General features: G+C 49.8%; 17 protein-coding genes. 11 read left to right on the top strand and 6 right to left on the bottom strand.

Annotation, left to right across the window (positions count from 1 at the left end):
- Window positions 1-145: 145 nt before the first annotated feature.
- From RID21_RS10190 to RID21_RS10165, 6 genes are all read right to left on the bottom strand, one after another.
- Window positions 146-1,291, bottom strand: coding sequence for a trans-sulfuration enzyme family protein (locus tag RID21_RS10190; protein WP_350188573.1), 1,146 nt, complete (start codon window positions 1,289-1,291; stop codon window positions 146-148).
- Between the two features lie 259 nt (window positions 1,292-1,550).
- A complete protein-coding gene (gene cysK / locus RID21_RS10185) occupies window positions 1,551-2,480 on the bottom strand; it encodes a cysteine synthase A (protein ID WP_350188571.1) in 930 nt (309 codons plus the stop codon).
- Between the two features lie 258 nt (window positions 2,481-2,738).
- The gene (locus tag RID21_RS10180; protein WP_350188569.1) at window positions 2,739-4,145 is read right to left on the bottom strand and encodes a right-handed parallel beta-helix repeat-containing protein; all 1,407 of its coding nucleotides are present in this window, start codon (window positions 4,143-4,145) and stop codon (window positions 2,739-2,741) included.
- Window positions 4,146-4,233: 88 nt separating this feature from the next.
- Window positions 4,234-5,976 (bottom strand): Nramp family divalent metal transporter, encoded by a 1,743-nt coding sequence (locus RID21_RS10175; RefSeq protein WP_350188567.1) that lies wholly within the window; start codon window positions 5,974-5,976, stop codon window positions 4,234-4,236.
- Between the two features lie 132 nt (window positions 5,977-6,108).
- Complete coding sequence (locus RID21_RS10170) at window positions 6,109-7,170, bottom strand: isochorismatase family protein (protein WP_350188565.1); 1,062 nt, start codon at window positions 7,168-7,170, stop codon at window positions 6,109-6,111.
- A gap of 25 nt (window positions 7,171-7,195) precedes the next feature.
- Window positions 7,196-8,215, bottom strand: coding sequence for a polysaccharide deacetylase family protein (locus RID21_RS10165; RefSeq protein WP_350188563.1), 1,020 nt, complete (start codon window positions 8,213-8,215; stop codon window positions 7,196-7,198).
- A 468-nt stretch (window positions 8,216-8,683) separates the two neighbouring features.
- On the opposite strand from RID21_RS10165, the gene RID21_RS10160 reads away from it, so the two are divergent.
- From RID21_RS10160 to RID21_RS10110, 11 genes are all read left to right on the top strand, one after another.
- Window positions 8,684-8,938, top strand: coding sequence for a hypothetical protein (locus RID21_RS10160; protein ID WP_350188561.1), 255 nt, complete (start codon window positions 8,684-8,686; stop codon window positions 8,936-8,938).
- 434 nt (window positions 8,939-9,372) lie between these two features.
- Window positions 9,373-9,951: a response regulator gene (locus tag RID21_RS10155; protein ID WP_350188559.1), complete on the top strand. Its 579-nt coding sequence runs from the start codon at window positions 9,373-9,375 to the stop codon at window positions 9,949-9,951.
- 113 nt (window positions 9,952-10,064) lie between these two features.
- Window positions 10,065-10,418 (top strand): hypothetical protein, encoded by a 354-nt coding sequence (locus RID21_RS10150; RefSeq protein ID WP_350188557.1) that lies wholly within the window; start codon window positions 10,065-10,067, stop codon window positions 10,416-10,418.
- Window positions 10,419-10,608: 190 nt separating this feature from the next.
- Window positions 10,609-10,854 (top strand): hypothetical protein, encoded by a 246-nt coding sequence (locus RID21_RS10145; RefSeq protein WP_145045284.1) that lies wholly within the window; start codon window positions 10,609-10,611, stop codon window positions 10,852-10,854.
- On the top strand, window positions 10,854-11,228 hold the full coding sequence (locus RID21_RS10140) for a phospholipase A2 family protein (RefSeq protein WP_350188555.1): 375 nt from the start codon (window positions 10,854-10,856) through the stop codon (window positions 11,226-11,228). The genes RID21_RS10145 and RID21_RS10140 overlap by 1 nt, the downstream gene beginning before the upstream one ends.
- Window positions 11,222-12,067 (top strand): trypsin-like serine peptidase, encoded by an 846-nt coding sequence (locus tag RID21_RS10135; protein ID WP_350188553.1) that lies wholly within the window; start codon window positions 11,222-11,224, stop codon window positions 12,065-12,067. The genes RID21_RS10140 and RID21_RS10135 overlap by 7 nt, the downstream gene beginning before the upstream one ends.
- A gap of 69 nt (window positions 12,068-12,136) precedes the next feature.
- Window positions 12,137-12,349, top strand: coding sequence for a hypothetical protein (locus RID21_RS10130; protein WP_145045290.1), 213 nt, complete (start codon window positions 12,137-12,139; stop codon window positions 12,347-12,349).
- A gap of 135 nt (window positions 12,350-12,484) precedes the next feature.
- A complete protein-coding gene (locus tag RID21_RS10125; protein ID WP_350188551.1) occupies window positions 12,485-12,919 on the top strand; it encodes a hypothetical protein in 435 nt (144 codons plus the stop codon).
- Window positions 12,920-13,049: 130 nt separating this feature from the next.
- A complete protein-coding gene (locus RID21_RS10120) occupies window positions 13,050-13,310 on the top strand; it encodes a hypothetical protein (protein ID WP_145192801.1) in 261 nt (86 codons plus the stop codon).
- Between the two features lie 20 nt (window positions 13,311-13,330).
- Window positions 13,331-13,888 (top strand): ParB N-terminal domain-containing protein, encoded by a 558-nt coding sequence (locus RID21_RS10115; protein ID WP_350188549.1) that lies wholly within the window; start codon window positions 13,331-13,333, stop codon window positions 13,886-13,888.
- Window positions 13,867-14,985, top strand: a complete 1,119-nt coding sequence (locus RID21_RS10110; RefSeq protein ID WP_350188547.1) for an ABC transporter ATP-binding protein — start codon at window positions 13,867-13,869, stop codon at window positions 14,983-14,985. The genes RID21_RS10115 and RID21_RS10110 overlap by 22 nt, the downstream gene beginning before the upstream one ends.
- The last annotated feature ends 7 nt before the right edge of the window (window positions 14,986-14,992 follow it).

The raw sequence follows: 14,992 nt of genomic DNA, 5'->3' as shown, positions 1-14,992 counted from the left end.
CATCAGAATTCAGCAGGTCATCATATCATATCAGAAACGCGCATGACACGCGCTGTCGATACACTTCTCTAAGAAAATGCAGACTCTCACAGGAGCGCAGAGAAGTCTGCCGCCTGATTCCAGTTCGAGCAGGAATGAGTGATTATCAGCTGTCCAAAGCCTGCTTCAAATCTGCCACCAGATCATCCGGGTTTTCAATCCCTACCGATACTCGAACGGTCTTTTCAGTGATACCCGCCTCACGGCGTGCCGCTTCAGTCATGGAAGCATGGCTCATGCTCTCCGGGTATTCAATGAGAGACTCGACGCCACCCAGTGATTCGGCCAGCAGAAACAGCTTGGAGTTCAGCATCACTTTTTCGGCAACCGGACGCCCGTCTTTAACATCGAAACTCAGCATCCCGCCAAAGCCGCTCTGCTGACGTTTCGCCAGCTCATGATGGGGGTGCGATTCCAGTCCCGGATAATAGACGCGTTCCACTTTGGGATGTGCTTCCAGCATCTGTGCCAGAGCTATCGCTCCCCGCTGATGAGCCTCCATACGTGCTCCCAGGGTCTTGACCCCGCGCAACACCAGCCAGGCATCGAAGGGAGAACATCCCAGTCCCAGTGCATTGGAAATATATGCGACCCGCTCAGCCAGCTCATCTGTCCGCGAAATCACACAGCCTCCCACCACATCGGAATGGCCGTTCAAATACTTCGTCGTCGAGTGCAGAACAATGTCGACTCCATATTCAATGGGCCGCTGCAGATAAGGAGAGCAGAAAGTATTATCTGCGATCGTAATGATTCCCGAGCCTGTCTCGGCTGCTACTTTCGTCACAGCCTGGATGTCGACCAGATTCAACAGCGGATTGCTGGGTGTCTCAATCCAGATCGCCTTGGTTTCCGGAGTAATGGCCGCACGAACGTTTTCAATGTCACCCATCTTGACGAAGGAGAATTTAATCCCCCATTTGGTGAAGACATCTGCAAACAGTCGGTAGGTTCCACCGTAAATGTCATCGCCGGCAATGATATGATCGCCGGGTTTAAACAGATGCAGGACCAGCGTGATGGCAGCCATACCAGTGGCAGTAGCACGACAGCTGACGCCTCCCTCCAAAGCTGCGATGTTCTCTTCCATCGCACTTCGCGTCGGGTTTCCGCTACGTGTGTAATCGAATCCTTTGTGACTCTCCAGGCTGTCCCAGTAGAAAGTCGAGGAAGTATAGATCGGAGTTGTACAGCTGTTAAAAGTACTGTCCTTGTCGACTCCGGTATGAACACACTTTGTTTCAAAACGCATAGCTAACCATCCAATATCATGATTTGTCGATGTAAAAGGTCCCGCACGATGACCCGAAACTGCAGGTTCTGTCCGCTAGACACCAGATACTGACCCAGGTTCTGGCTGCTGCAGGATTAGTGAAGAATACAGACCTGAACCGCTGGCTGCCACTCAACAGGCACTCCAACTGCGCACGAATTGATCTGTACAGGGTTCACGTAACCTGAGCGATCCGCGAACCCATGGTCTGACAACCACTTGCCACCTGGTCCGTAGATTAACGCGCCTCATCAAATAAGGGCGTCGACAGGTAACGCTCACCCGAATCGGGCAGAATTACAACAATGGTTTTGCCTTCTGCTTCGGGGCGTTTGGCAATCTCCAGGGCAGCATGCATCGCTGCACCACAACTAATGCCGCAGGTGATCCCTTCTTTTTTGGCGATCAGACCAGCCATTTCGAAGGCTTCATCGTCGGTAACCTGGATCACTTCATCGATCAATGAGGTATCGCAGTTGCCGGGAATAAACCCGGCTCCGATCCCCTGTATCTTATGTTTTCCGGGCTCACCACCAGACAGAACCGGACTGCTCGTCGGCTCGACTGCCACCGATTTCACATCGAGCCCCTGGTCCGTCTTCAGATACCGCGAAATACCTGTGATTGTTCCACCGGTCCCCACCCCAGCGACAATATAATCGACTTGGCCCTCGGTATCCTTGAGAATTTCAGGACCTGTGGTTTTGAAGTGAATTTCCGGATTCGCCGGGTTTTCAAACTGTTGTGGCATGAAGAATTCCGGGCTGGCGGCCAGTTCTTCTGCTTTCTGAATCGCGCCTTTCATCCCGTCAGCCCCAGGTGTCAGTACCAGATTGGCACCGAATCCTTTCAGCATCAATCGCCGTTCTACGGACATGGAATCAGGCATGGTCAGGGTTAACTTGTAACCGCGGGCCGCACAGACGAAGGAAAGTGCGATGCCGGTGTTACCACTGGTCGGCTCCACCACCTGCATTCCAGGCTTCAGTTTTCCGCTCTTTTCCGCATCCCAGATCATGTTCGCACCAATGCGACACTTAACACTGTACGCCGGATTTCGACCTTCAACTTTGGCCAGGATTGTCGCCTTCAACCCTTCCGTCAAATGGTTGATCTTAACCAGAGGGGTCCGACCGATTGTTTCAGAGTTATCTTGATAAATGGGCATATTAACGCTCTTTCAATGAGTGGAACTTCCAGATGTATATTCAAATACGGACCTGTGACTGAAAGATTGCCAGTCTTGGCGTAAACAGTTAAGGGACTGGAATTTGACAATCCTCGTCAGCTCGCCTGTATTATGTAAGATCGCTGAAAATGAGGCAATCCCTATCTCACCCCCTTCCAAATAGCGAATTTGGGACAAATACAGGCAAGTACGCCTGCAGATCAGGCGTCAGCGGATCGCCGTACATCTGGAATGTTGCTAATCCTGTGAAAATGAAAGCGTGAACGGTGCCGTTGGTCCGACGGTCTGCTTCCGCTCTGAATAAAGCAATACTTCTCCAGGGGTGCTGACCAGCCCGTCTGCTGAGACTGATATTTGCTCGATTCGAGAGTGCTGATCCTGTTGCGAAGCGGCCTGATACGCCGCCCACTGATCGGCACTGTAATCAGTTTCCATCCAGCGGAACCGACCGACGCCATACAGATTATAATCCAGGAAACAGTCTTTAGTCCGCAGGTCCAGAATCGTGTCACATTTGCTGACCGCCGTCAGAGTCAGATGACCATGGCTTTGCGCATCTATGGATACGCCAGTTCTGGTACCTGTGATCACGGTATGCTCAACAATCGCATGAGCACCATTACGGACACTGAGCCCCACCGCGCTTCCCTCTCCAAACACGGACACATTCTGAGCAAATAGAATCGTCCGGGCCAGAAGATTCTGTTCACCACCAATCAGGTGGCGTGGCACCGCGCCGGCAATATCAATTTCTTTTTGTGTATTTTTGCGGACCTGACAGTCCACCAGTGAATGGTACCCCCCCACCAGACTGACGCCCACCTGATTCTTTTCTGCCAGCACTCCGTTATAAACAGAACGGGACGCGTTGACATCCTGAATACCATAGAAGTTGTCATGGACATAAGCGTTCTGAACAATGAGTCCACCCGCTTCATGAATGGAAATACCATCATCGCCGTTGTGGCGCGCAACTACATTCTCCAGGCGAATGCCGCGACAGTCTCCATGAATATTGAACCCATCATTCGTAAAATGTTCCGCGATCAGGTTCTGGCAGGAAATGTAGCTGGCACTGGTCAGAGTCAATCCGCTGACCTGCAACGTCGCCTCCAGCTTGTAGTCGACAGGTCGCTTTCCTGCTGTGCAATGCAAATAGACCCTGTGAGACTCTCGATCCCAGTAATGCTCCCCCTCTTTCAGAGCTTCTCGATTTCTGGCAGCAGGCAGACGTTTCCCTGCTGATACCAGAAACGGATTTCCGTACGGAGTCTGATCCAGTTGTAAGACGTAGACTCCCTCTCCCGTCGATTTCCATTGTTCCGGTGGGAGCGACCTGAGGCCTGAAATAACCGCACCATTTCCCTCGACCACAAATGGTCGATTCGGAGCTCCCCCCAGCCTGCGAAACAGCATCGATTCCCGGTAGACAATGCCTGTATTCGCCAGTTCGATTCGGTCGCTGGTTTTGGAAAGTGCGATCGCCCGGGCAATCGTTGCCACAGCGGTTTTCGCTGAAAGTCCATCAAACTCATCGCTACCCGTCTGGTTATTGACATAGTGAGTGGCAGCCTGAATATCGGAACCGCTCACCACTCCGGCGATGATCGAAGTGCAGAGCAAAACGAAACAGGAAAATCTCATCAACAGAAATGGGGCACAAGATTTAACATAATCTGACATGAACAGGAATCCGAAATCAATGGTAGGTGTTACGTGAGGAAATCAGGGGTCAACTGTGTGGGAAGAAGTAAGGAATGATCTGCATCTGAAATGCCTGTAGACTGAAATAACCAAAAAAGGCAGCAGCCCAGACCATTGCGACAAATCTTAGCGGGCTGGTGCTGATACTGCGACTCAGAATTTTCGAATTCATATACAACAGGATCATCGAATACAGGAACATCACGCCGCCATTCATGGCAGCGGAAGTTTTAATCAAAAACAAAGGCTGACTGAAATGCGGATTAATCGATCCGTAGAGCAGAATCACGGAACCTAACAGAATCTCTCCCCACAGGAAGAAATAGTAGAGTTTGCTCAGAGACCAATGTTCGTTATCCCGCAAATAATTGACTTTGAGAATATCCGCAGAGATGCGGGCCGTCGCATCCAGTACCCCCAACTCCGTAGTCAGCAGAATCGCCACCCCCATCAACAGAAACAGCAGCTTGAACGTGTTCCCCAATTTTGCTTCCAGAAGCATCGCCTGGCCCCAGATAAAATTCAGTCCTTCACCAAACTTATCCATGCCCTCCCGAAGTTGGCCATTGGCCTCATAAAACAGGGAATACGATATCAGAGAGAGTAACACGAGGCAGGCCAGACACGTCAAAAAGAAACTGAAAAAGTGTTCGATATTGGCTGCTCGCCACCACTGTTTCCAGCGTTCCTGATTTTCCGGCGTATGCTTGAAATGATAGCCGACTTCACTGACCGCCTCTTCCTGTCCGGTAATCGGACTTGTAATGCGGCCAATGTACTTCCCCATTCCATAGCCTTTGTCTTTGATGAAGTTGCTCTGCCCCAGGTTCATCGTTCCCCCGGCACCCGCGAAAGCCAACGCCCCCAGCAATGCCATCGTTCCCAGACCGCTGGAGGGGTCAGGCATTTTGCCGATACTGACGGCCCCTTCCAGCATGGCGGTCACTGCATAAGGCTGGATGAGATAGATCCCCAGAATGACAGCGATCACGAAAATCATACCCACCAGAAAGATCTGAATCTTCTCTACCGTATTGTACACCACAGGTCCGGTGGTCAGGACAACCCCCACCAGCAACAGCCCCGCAATCCCCAAAAATGCGCTATACTTCGCCTCGTACTTGAGATCCGTTCCCTGCTGAATGTTTTGAAAGATCAGCGCCGACTGATCCGGAATCTCATTCTGCTGAAAGGCCAGACTTAATTCATCACGCTCCGGCTCACTCATGGTTCCGCGCCACTGTAGTGAGCCTGAATCCGAAGAATAACTCGCCTTCTCAGAGACCTTCGACAGATCGAATTGCGCTGGCGCAGGATCCAGTTGCGCTGCAGCGATTGTCTCCGGGCCCAGAAACGTCCAGCTCAGCATGGTTCCCGCTCCCGTGGCCCAACCGGGCCAGGCCCACGGGACAATATTCAACAGCAGCATGATCCAGGCCCAGTTTTTGTTCAATCGACAAAACCCGGTAATCGCGCTTTCGCCGGTCACCAGCGTCCAGCGTTCGATTTCCATATTCATAAAAAACTGAGTCATCACTCCCAGCAGACAGGCCCAGAAAAATATGAAGCCGGTTTTGTAAGTGATATAAGGCCAGAGTACAAACTCACCGGACCCCAATGACAAGCCAGCCAGCATGATGCTGGGACCAATCATCTTTTTCCAGGAAATCGCGGCAGGCAGATCGCGATACTTCAACGGAGGCAGGGACTGGTGTGGGATGACATCATCGGGAACCAGTTCTTCATCAACAACGGCACTATCGTCTGACATGTAGAGCGTCTTTCTTGAATGGCGAGCGAAATTCAGAAGCAGATCATTCTAAAATGAACCCGATCAGACCGCCACTCTCGCTGAGAACTTCGATCAGATTCAGAGATTCCAGAAAACAGATCTCGCATTCTCTCAATCAGAGTTGATCGGTTTGATCCAGGAGACCTGCGTTATCAGATGATTCAGAGAGGCAAATGAAATGTGGGCATTAGTTGCATAGCGAGGTGAAGAATTCGCCGGGAAGGTCGCCAGCGTCGCATCACCTACCAGAAAGACATTGAAGTCTTGAGATAAATTTTCGTAGCCGGCAGTCGTTTTACAGAAACACATGTCTGTCGCATAACCGGTTAACAGCACATGGCGAATCCCCTGCTTCTTTAAAAATTCTTTCAGAGGTGCATAGCCTTCCCGGTCGAAGATCAGGACATCTTCATCGTGGACCGTAATGTCGGCAGTCACAGGCACCGGTACTTCCCAGAACCCCTTCCCATTAAAGTGGTCGCCTGCGCTCAATCCAGAAAACTGCTTGAAGTAATCAATCACAGGCTGTTCCTGCGAGAGTGTTATTTTAGCAGGCAACGGTTTTCCCCGATAAGGCAGACTTTTCAGTTGTTGAGCCAGATCCTTGCGTGCCTGTGCGCGTTCCTCTGCTGTTGGATTGTAATCGAAAGTGCGATACAACTTTTTTCGGATCGGATCCACTTTTCCAATCAGGCTGTACATGATCAGCGCATTCTGCTTTCGCATTCGCTTCAGAAAGGGATCTATCACTTCCCGCGTGTGCCGACCTGCTAAATGATTCTTTTCGGGAGTACAGAAATCCGCAGCGCCCGCTGGTTCTGGTGTCTGCCACCCCTGACCGTCATCAATCCCCCAGGGATGAACCATGATCACTGCGGTCTTCTGAATCGAAATCCGATTCGGCATTTCGATAATTCCCCGGGCATTATAAGAAAATCGCCATGCGCGGACCGAAAGATCTGCATCGGCATCATCGACCAGCAGTGGAGATTCGAAACGGCGTAACTCTTCAATAGGTTGCACGAATTCGGGATGATCCGCGAGCAAGGGCTTTGCATTTTTAATCGACTGCAATGTGTTATGATATATGCGAGGCTCGTCACCAGCCCACAGCGGGTGGAGTACCAGACTGTAACTGATAACGCTCAAAGCCATGAGGGTTAGAAACTTCATATCAGGATGACTCCTTGTAATAACCTCAGTGTTGCTGTTCCCGGTAGCGCCCGGCAATTTCACTCAGTCCCACAATTTCTGCCTGGTCTCCCGCCTGCTGCACCAGTTTGCAGATCAGCTTCACCGTTTCGAAATCGGGGTCTTCAACATACATGATGGAAGGATGACATAGAAAATCGAAAACAAGCTTCTGTTCAATCGCCTGCTGCACACACAACTCGACTGATTTCAAAAAGAACTTTCGTTTCCAGCGGCTTGTTCGGAAGGCCCCCACATCACTGATCGGGCTCATGGGAATTTCGACGAGACCCGTTGGATAGACATAAGGCTGTGCAGACCGTTGTGCTTCCAGAATAGAATCAAATATTTCCTGCTGGGGTTCCGTCCCCGGCTCACTATATTTGTGACGGGGATATTTGGAACTGACCCATTGAAATCCTTCTGACTGCAGCAGCTTCTGCAAATCTTCCCGTTGATCGAGCCCGGTACTGGAACCGCCGGGTGTTCGAAAGCCGTCCGGCTTGATATTCAACCGTTGCTGCATCGCTTCGGTCGTGATCCGAACGTTGTGCTGTATTACCTCGGCTGCAGTTTTACCTCCCAGCAGCCAGGGAGATCGCGTAAAGCGAAATTGTGTTTTTGCAGGTTCCGTTGCCCAGACGTTGACATGGTCATAGGTATGATTGCCAATCGGGTGTCCCAACTCAGAAATCTGTTTTATCCACTGCACATCCTTCTGTTCCAGTACGCGTCCGACACAAAAATAATGGACCTTACCTCCCAGTTCGCTGACAATCTGAGCTGCTTTCAGCGAATAGTCTTTCGTTTCCTGATTCAGATTTCCTTTCTGGTAATCCCACTCCAGCATCTCTCTGCTTGGATACATGCGACTCATTTCAAGATCAAACGTGATCGCAATTTGTGCCTTGGGAGCCTTGTTGAGTCGCGCCTGCAGAGAAGAAAGTCGACTGAAGGACACCGCTGCAAGAGAAGTAGAAAAGAAGGCACGACGCGAAAGCGAGTTCAGAAATTCCGGGTGCAACATAGTGAGCTCATCCAATCGGGAACAGTCGATTCAAGCTGGTTCAGACCGATTATATAAGAGTTAGCCCATGTTTCATCTGGAATTCTGACCTTATTGCAACGGTCAGGTTCCCACAGCCGTTTCACCCCTGTTTTTCAGGCATTTTTTATACTATTCTGCCTGATATAATTCCCCAAAAAATCAACACCGTATATTGCTTTGTACAGGAACCGCTGGTACAATGTTTTTATTGTCTGAGAGTGGTAAATCCACACTTCCATTTCTGCCTGGGGGCAGCCGCGGGGCGACCGCTGTAGGTGTCGCTAATTTTATCGCGTGATCTCTTAGATGCATATTTGATCGCTGCATCCTCGCTTTCACTCACTCTTTCGCTTTACGTGCTTGTCATGCACTGCGTGAGAGATATGCGCCATCAACTATGTCATTGTCAGGAATATGACGCGGTAAAAAATGTCAGGCTTTGATCTCATGACGGAATCAAACAAGTACATTGAATCTGATCGGTTCGCTTTCGACCTCGTAAACAACCTCGCGCAATCGCCTGGAGCCTTTCCGCAAACTGGCAAGTTCAGCAGTAGAATCTGGGCTCAGTTGTTCGGGATGACGGAAAAGAATTTCAAAGAGCTTTTGAAAGAATCCGAAATTCCCTACTTCAAATTCGGCAGCAATGTGATCGTTGATGCGCACGACTTCTGGATCAGTCAGAAACAGCGGGAATCGTAATTGTGCAAATCTGTTCGCTACTGATAACACACTCAATACCTCTACGGGAAATCAATTGCGACAATATACTCCGATTAAGAATCCCAACCGACGGCAAATCTGAATCTAATAGAGTGGAGTTGTGTGTCAATTTATCAACATAATTCAGGACCTCGATGTAGAATTTTTTGTTTTAGTCAGACATACAGGTTCGATGAATAAGATCGTGACGCATTTATAGCATTTTACCGTAAATTCAGGGGGTTTCTTAGACCCGTGAGTGGTAATTCAGTAATTCTCATGCAGGGAAAAACCTTCAAATGACGATTCAAACTTTTGGTTTATATATAAATATTAAATTTCATTCATATTTTGTTCACAGTAAAAATGCTCATCTGTTTTTGTTGATTGACGGGTGATACATTTTTCATTCTCCCAACCGTTCAGGCAGGTCGATGAAAGTTCTTGTTGTCGATGATATTGGATACTCTTGTCACTATTATGCGCGGCTGGTAGAGAAAATTGGTTTCACTGCGGTGATGGCGGCGTCCGGTTTTGAGGCGATTAAACTACTGCAATCTGATAATGAGATTCATGTCGTTCTGACAGACCTTGTGATGAGCGGCATGGATGGTGTCGACCTGTTTCAGAAAGCACAGCAGCTGGAACGTTACTCTGACCATGGTGTGGTCCCTGCACCACAATTTATCCTGATGACCGCAGTACGTCCTGAGAACAATGCTCAGGATCGAAATCTGCAACGGATCAAACTGGCCAAGGAACTGGGATTCTCCCGGATCATGTTCAAACCCCTGGACCAGGATGAGCTTAAGCAGGAGCTGAATGACATGTCACTGAATGTCATTCATTCTTCCAACACTGAAGTGACACTTGACCTCTATTCGCCCACTCAAAAAATCAGGCAGTCAGTAAGAGATATCATGGAGACTGACAATAAAGAGGCTGCCTCTGAATTCCTAGAAGTACTTCTGGAAGAGATCGCCAACCTGAAAGAATATCTCAAAACATCCTGACCACTCTTCACTCTGCACACGAAGCCCACTTACAATAAAACAGAAGTTTCAGCAGCCAGTCGGTGGTTACTGAATGTTCTCCGTTTTATTTAATCAATATGTAAGTCAACATCATGGCCAGATGCGATCAGGGTTATCTCTGCATAGTTTGTGGTGAAGAAGTCGAGAATATCGAAGACAGCGGGCTCTACCTGCGCTATATTATCGGCGAAGTTCAAGAAGCAGAACTTCAGGAGCAACCCGAGTATCATATCCGCTGCAATCCCGCTCTCGCACAATTTATCGTCGATGAGCAATTTACTCCCGTCACCGTAGAAGGGCCTTTCGATAAACGAGAGCTGGATCCAGACGAAGCCCGACTGAGGGAAACTCTGGTTACAGAAGGCTGGCATCGACTACAAACAGTGAAACAAGAGCAACTTTCTGTCAGCGAATTCCCACTGAAGCGGGAAACTAACGACAGCTGACCGTATTGGTCCGCCTGCATTATCGACCGCCATTCTTCTTCCATAACGTGAACGATCCGCACCTGTTGTTCTGAGCAACAACAGGTGCTTTTTTTATGTAGATCAAGCTTGTCTGCGTCACGCCGATCCGGATGATACTCTCTCTTCGATAATCACCCAATTCACTGACTTTTGAATCTTAGAGAGTCGAATGCCCGTACAACCTCAAAAAGGACTGTTCATTCCTGCCTGGGTCATCGCTTGTGTGTTTTCTCCCATAGTGGCTGGGGGAGTGGGAGCAATCACCTGGACCGCCAAGACACTCATCGAACACAGCCACCAGTTGATTCAGATCGACGAAAAACTCGATGCGAATAAAGAGCTGTTAATAGAAATGGTCAATTCACACGAACGACGGATCAGCCGCATGGAAGACCGCGTATTTGGGGAGCACTAATGCCCGAGATTCATCTCTCAGATCTGCCTGAATCACTGACGAAACAGATGGAAGGCCCGACACCTCCTGCAGACTTTGTCTCGAACGGCTGTAATTATTCTCCGGACCAGTGGGGAGGCGTTGATCTCAGACCCGCCTGTCACTGGCATGATTACGCCTACCAGTTGGGAAGATGTAAACGAGACCGGGCACGCGCTGATGCGGCCCTGTATCGTAATCTGCGCCGCTGCGATCTCGGCAAGTTTATGGCAAACATTTATTACCGTCGCGTCAGGCTGTTCGGAGTCGCCGCCTTTCACTGGGCACCAGGTAAAGTCCCGCTCAACCCGTGGCACTACTTTCTCTTGTTTTTTAACAGGTACCTCCAATGGTGAGATTCATCCACTTCCTGCTCGTCATGTTGTCTACATCCTGCCTGCACGCCCAGGCACTCGCTGTCAGAACAACAGAGACAAACTGCACCTCTCAAGGCTGTCACCAGCTCGTCGGCACCGGCGCCTGTGCTTTCGTAGGAAATATCGAGGACCGCTCCGTTTACATTACTGCCGCGCACAATGTCATTCAGGCACGAACCATTCATGTCGGCTATGGTGGAACCTGGTGGGAAGCCCGGGTCGTTTTCAAGCGATATGAAGAGGAGATTGACTATGCCATCCTGGAAACCCAAAGAATTCCCGCATCACACTGTTTCATACTTTCGGACACTCAACCGATAGATGGAATGGAGGCAATCGCTTACGGATACTCAAACGGAGTTTACAACCTCAAATCCCTGCGAGCCCGCATCCTGGTAACGCGCCGCGGGCATTGCTTTTCCAGACTGGTCGCAAAAGGAGATTCCGGAGGTCCTATTCTTGTCAATGGACAGATCGTAGGCATCATTAAAGGGCATGACCAGACTCACACCATCTACACGGACAGCATGCTGATTCGAGATAGACTTATCAATCTGTATGGAAGACTCCCCCATTGCAAATCACCTGTGAATCGGAAAACAGATCCCGCTTCACCCTCGCAACAACCAGAAATCAATCACAACGAAAAGTTTGCTGCACTGGAGTCCGAGATTACCAGACTGAAACAACAGATCACTCAACTGAAACAGACTCAGATTCCCGTTCAACTCATCGGTGCAGACGGATCGGTCAAACAGGAACAGAGTTATCAACTCGGTCAACCTATCAAATTACGTTTCAAGGCCGTTAACAAGTGAGGCGAATTCATGCCGGACGGCGATATTTTAGAAGTGAAACTTCCCATTCAGGAAAAAGGAGAAAAGGAAATGGCTGTGGATTTATCCGACAATGTTGCCAATCACATGCTGACGCAACTTATGCAGACCGGAACCGTCGCGCAGAATAACTTTGTGACGGTTCAGAAAATCGTGGATTACGACTACCTGGAAAACAAACGGATGGTAACGCTCGACGAAGCGGTCGGCATTCGTGAAGTCGCCAGCAAAGTCACTCCCGCAGGTCCGTCGCAGGCCAGCTGATGACCGACCCCCTGGAAGAACTCATCAGGCAAACAACGCTGTTTCATGATCGCCTGATTAACGAAAACAATGAGCTCGACCGGGCGTTCCAGAACGGAACGTTCGGCGAGTTGATCGATTCCTGGAGCGAAACTAATGACAGACGAAACCACGCAGCCGACAAGCTGGAAGGAAAAACTGGCGCAGATGTGGTGGGGCGTGAAAGTGGGGGAACGAGCGGAAAACCTGAGACAGACAGCGAGACGCTTTGACAGCGTCGATTCCCTGGTGATGTCCACCCGGGAAAAACTGCTGGGCAAAGAAATTGTAGATAACAATCGTCCTGAGGGCGAAGACATGCACATCGGAGATTACAGCAGCGTCACACATCAATATCTTCCCCCAACAGGTAATGCGGCTGGGACATTCGCCCGGCTGGCTGTGGGAGCTGGACTGCTGGCAACCGGAATCGGTGTGCCGGTCGGCGGTTACTTGATCGCGGATGCGTTACGACCAAAACCACCCACGACAGATGAGATCGTGATACCCGTCGATCAGGACACGCTCTTCAATCTGGAACTGGTAGAGTAAGTTATCCCAGTAGTTCTCAATCAACACTCCTGACTGAATGCACCCCAAGACAGGAAACCAATTAAGTCTAAAATAACCTGTATGGACTGTCTTGGAATCATCTAAATTCAGAAAGGTAAAGGTACTACTCATGCCTCAATTTACTGTCTATCTGGCACGAGAAAAAAATGGACACCCGGTGAAACGTCTGGATCGGGAAGCACAAACTCATGTGCTGGCAGCCAAAATCGCGCAAGCGGAATACCCGGAACTGGTCGTCAATTCGGTGCTGGTCAAACACGAACTTATTTCATTCTGTGCCCGTTGTGGCGGCCCCATTTTTAAAGCTGACTATCACAAAGATCAGATTCGACAGCGAAACGATTCTAATCGCTGTCTGGATTGTCTGTAACACGACTAAAGACCCGACCTATGGAAATCAAAGATCGCATCAAAAGTTTCAGGCGAATTAAAGCCTCCCAATTGATCCCTAACTCCCGAAACTGGCGGACCCATCCCGCAGCCCAGGAAACAGCGCTGCGTACCATCTTAAATGAGATTGGATTCGCAGCAGCTTGTCTGGTTCGGGATTGTGGTGACGGAACATACGAATTGATCGACGGTCATCTGCGGGCCAATATCGCAGATGATGCAAAGATTCCCTGCCTGATTTCAGATCTGACAGCCCCGGAAGCTGATCAGGTCCTGGCGACGTTTGACTCGATCACCAGCCTGGCGGAGACTGATCAATCCGCACTCAATGCTCTGATTGAGTCAATAACTACAGAATCGGAAGACCTGCAGGGGTTGCTTCAGAATCTGAAATCCTCATCCCTGCAATTACCTGAGCAAGAATCCGGAGTTGATGAAACTGAACTACTCACCGAACGATTCTCAGTCCTGGTTGACTGCAAAGCTGAAGCAGAGCAACTCACACTTCTGGAATATCTGAAATCAGAAGGATATCAATGTCGCGTCTGGATCTCATAAGGGAATCGCCTATTGTTCGAACTCCGCGTGTAATGCAACTGGAAGGGATGTTCGGACTCGCAGCAGAAATTCGAAGTCGTGAGCAATGGTGTGTAGAACTTCCACTTTCTGAGCGTCCCTGGAACATCGGTCTGATCGTAGGACCCTCTGGGTGTGGCAAGACGACCATCGCCACAGAACTGTTTCAAGATCAGTTCGTCGATGATTTCGACTGGCCCAGCGAGAAGTGCATTATCGATGCCTTTCCGCAAAAGATGGGCATCAAAGAAATCTCCAGTCTGCTCTCATCAGTTGGATTCTCATCTCCCCCCGGTTGGCTTCGTCCGTATCATGTGTTATCCAACGGAGAGCAATTTCGTGTCAGAATGGCTCGGGCTCTGGCGGAACTCTCCGAACTGGTCGTAATTGATGAATTCACTTCCGTCATCGATCGCACGGTCGCCCGCACTGGCAGCTGTGCGATCGCCAAAACAGTTCGTCGCCGTGATCAACAACTGGTCGCGGTGGCCTGCCATTATGATATTATCGACTGGCTGAATCCTGACTGGATTTACCAGCCGGCACTGGATGATTTCCAATGGAGGTGCGAAAGGCAACCACGGCCCTCAATCTCCCTTAGAATTGTTAACGTGCATCGAGATGCGTGGCACCTGTTCCACAAACATCACTATTTAGACGCTTCCCTTCACCAGGCTGCCAATTGTTTTGTGGCACTTGTTGAAGAACAACCAGCTGCCTTTACTGCTGTGATGTATTTTCCACACCCAAAATCTCCTTCCTACCGTGAGCACCGCACGGTCTGTCTACCGGACTTTCAGGGAGTGGGTATCGGAAATGCTTTGAGCGAATACGTAGCATCGCTCTACAGTTGCAAGCACCGTTACACAAGTGTCACCGGCCATCCCGCCATGATCCGCCACCGCGCCCGTTCTCGCTTGTGGAAAATGACCCGGAAACCATCCACTGTTCAGAGGCAGGCTGGGTTTGAAAAACAGCGAAAACAAGTCATCGCTTCGAGTCGTGGCAGGTTGACCGCCAGCTTTCAGTACATTGGCCCTTCTCGACAGCGAGATGCACAGCGATTCGGCCTGATGTAATCAGGTA

This window comes from Gimesia sp. (assembly GCF_040219335.1).
GTDB lineage: Bacteria > Planctomycetota > Planctomycetia > Planctomycetales > Planctomycetaceae > Gimesia.
The sequence above is the reverse complement of the archived record's forward strand: the minus strand, read 5'-3'. Positions and strand labels throughout refer to the sequence as shown.

Bases quoted from the DNA above. Each gene is read 5' to 3' on its own strand.
- RID21_RS10190 (WP_350188573.1), bottom strand. From the start codon at position 1,291: ATGCGTTTTGAAACAAAGTGTGTTCATACCGGAGTCGACAAGGACAGT.
- cysK (WP_350188571.1), bottom strand. From the start codon at position 2,480: ATGCCCATTTATCAAGATAACTCTGAAACAATCGGTCGGACCCCTCTG.
- RID21_RS10180 (WP_350188569.1), bottom strand. From the start codon at position 4,145: ATGAGATTTTCCTGTTTCGTTTTGCTCTGCACTTCGATCATCGCCGGA.
- RID21_RS10175 (WP_350188567.1), bottom strand. From the start codon at position 5,976: ATGTCAGACGATAGTGCCGTTGTTGATGAAGAACTGGTTCCCGATGAT.
- RID21_RS10170 (WP_350188565.1), bottom strand. From the start codon at position 7,170: ATGAAGTTTCTAACCCTCATGGCTTTGAGCGTTATCAGTTACAGTCTG.
- RID21_RS10165 (WP_350188563.1), bottom strand. From the start codon at position 8,215: ATGTTGCACCCGGAATTTCTGAACTCGCTTTCGCGTCGTGCCTTCTTT.
- RID21_RS10160 (WP_350188561.1), top strand. From the start codon at position 8,684: ATGACGGAATCAAACAAGTACATTGAATCTGATCGGTTCGCTTTCGAC.
- RID21_RS10155 (WP_350188559.1), top strand. From the start codon at position 9,373: ATGAAAGTTCTTGTTGTCGATGATATTGGATACTCTTGTCACTATTAT.
- RID21_RS10150 (WP_350188557.1), top strand. From the start codon at position 10,065: ATGGCCAGATGCGATCAGGGTTATCTCTGCATAGTTTGTGGTGAAGAA.
- RID21_RS10145 (WP_145045284.1), top strand. From the start codon at position 10,609: ATGCCCGTACAACCTCAAAAAGGACTGTTCATTCCTGCCTGGGTCATC.
- RID21_RS10140 (WP_350188555.1), top strand. From the start codon at position 10,854: ATGCCCGAGATTCATCTCTCAGATCTGCCTGAATCACTGACGAAACAG.
- RID21_RS10135 (WP_350188553.1), top strand. From the start codon at position 11,222: ATGGTGAGATTCATCCACTTCCTGCTCGTCATGTTGTCTACATCCTGC.
- RID21_RS10130 (WP_145045290.1), top strand. From the start codon at position 12,137: ATGGCTGTGGATTTATCCGACAATGTTGCCAATCACATGCTGACGCAA.
- RID21_RS10125 (WP_350188551.1), top strand. From the start codon at position 12,485: ATGACAGACGAAACCACGCAGCCGACAAGCTGGAAGGAAAAACTGGCG.
- RID21_RS10120 (WP_145192801.1), top strand. From the start codon at position 13,050: ATGCCTCAATTTACTGTCTATCTGGCACGAGAAAAAAATGGACACCCG.
- RID21_RS10115 (WP_350188549.1), top strand. From the start codon at position 13,331: ATGGAAATCAAAGATCGCATCAAAAGTTTCAGGCGAATTAAAGCCTCC.
- RID21_RS10110 (WP_350188547.1), top strand. From the start codon at position 13,867: ATGTCGCGTCTGGATCTCATAAGGGAATCGCCTATTGTTCGAACTCCG.